At 59.2% G+C, this 1,624-nt stretch carries 2 protein-coding genes; both read left to right on the plus strand.

What is annotated here, in order from left to right:
* Positions 1 to 60 precede the first annotated feature (60 nt).
* Positions 61 to 444, plus strand: coding sequence for a hypothetical protein (locus GO988_RS23630; protein ID WP_157570108.1), 384 nt, complete (start codon positions 61 to 63; stop codon positions 442 to 444).
* A 66-nt stretch (positions 445 to 510) separates the two neighbouring features.
* Positions 511 to 1,521, plus strand: coding sequence for a hypothetical protein (locus GO988_RS23635; protein ID WP_157570109.1), 1,011 nt, complete (start codon positions 511 to 513; stop codon positions 1,519 to 1,521).
* The last annotated feature ends 103 nt before the right edge of the window (positions 1,522 to 1,624 follow it).

Below are 1,624 nucleotides of genomic sequence, written 5' to 3' on the forward strand. Positions count from 1 at the left end.
ACTCGCCCAGTCGGGCGGTGGAAAATCCGCTTCACTTTTCACCCAAAACTTTAATTCCGCATGGCAATCAAATTCGCCAGTATCCTAGCCGCCCTCGGCATGGGCTCCACCACGGAGGCCGTGACTGAGGCCCACCTCGAAGCCGCTGACGCGAAAATCGCGCAGCTGGAGGCCGATAAAGTAGCCGCCGACCTCAAAGTCGAGCAAGCTGCCGCCGCTCTCAAAACGGCGGAGGAAGAAAAAAACAAAGTGGCTGGCGAGCTGAAAACCGCCAGCGACAAGGTGGCCACCCTCGAAGAGTGGAAGAAAAACCAGGCGCAGGTCGATGGCCGCGGCGAGGACGAGAGCAACCAGCTCGACACCCAGCCCGAGGCCAGCGAGCCCTGGGAGAAAATGGCCGCCTCGGCCATCGCCAGCACTAAAAAGCGCTTGGGCGAGAAATAGGCCGCAAGTACTTCATTTATTCACCTTTAGCTAAAATCTCCGGCATAACTAGCTGGCATTCCTAGCATGGACAAAGCAATTGACTTCTCGGGCTTAGGCTCCAAAATCGCCAGCTATACCCTGCGTGAAGCAGGGCAGCTGCTCACCACCATCCTCATCACGGACCAGTCGTTCCTGAATTACATGGAACTGTACCCCGACGTGACCGACCAGCTGGCGCTGACCCAGATGTTCGTGACCTCGGTGCTCCAGCCCGGTGGCAAGGATACGTTTGACCCCAAAGGCACGGTGGGCTTCAAGAACCGCATCGGCCAGGTGCGCGCCTGCAAAATCGACTACACCCTGACGCCTACCACCATCAACGCGATGTGGAAGGGCTACCTGGGCCGCATTGCTAAGAGCAAGCGCGGCGAGGTGTACGACGTACCGTTCCAGCAGTACATCATCGACAAACTAGCTGAGCGGGCTAAAGAGGAGATGCACCTGGACGCCGTGTTCAAAGGCGTGTACAACGCTGACAAGAAAACCGCTAACCGCGTGTTCAACGGCCTGTTGCCCTTGATGTCACAGGCGGGCGTCATCGCGGCCAAGCAGATTTACGCCGGTGCTACCATTACCCAGAGCAACGCCATCGACCAGCTCGAAGGCATTGCTGACCTGGTGCCCTCGCACCTCATCAACAAGGACTTGGTAATGCTGGTAGAGCCCAGCACGGCTAAATTCTACAACCGCGACTACCGCTCGACCTTCGGCGGCAACACCAACAACACGGGTGGCTTCGAGCACAAGCTACTCGACGGGACCAACATCACGATTGTGCCCGAGCCGGGCCTAGCCGACACGGGCGGCATTATCTGCACCCTGCGCAATAACCTGGTGTGGATGACCGGCCCGCTAGGTGGCGGCCCCAACTCGTTCGTCATCGAGAAGCACCGCCGCAACGTGGACATCATGGCCGACTTCGAGGCCGCGCCCGACTTCGCCATTGCCGAGTACGTGTGGACGAACGACAAAGCCCTGGAGGCTGGTCTGGCCCTCATCGCGGCTGAAGCCGCGGAGCCCGCGCCGACTGTCTAAGCCCACTACCCCGGTGGCTACCTGGCCACCGGGGTACGGCGATCGGTTCACCTCCTTGCTTCTCACAGTCTGCTAGTTGTCTCGTCTTTTTCTCTTTACCCCC

It is taken from the genome of Hymenobacter ginkgonis (assembly GCF_009755225.1).
Lineage (GTDB): Bacteria > Bacteroidota > Bacteroidia > Cytophagales > Hymenobacteraceae > Hymenobacter > Hymenobacter ginkgonis.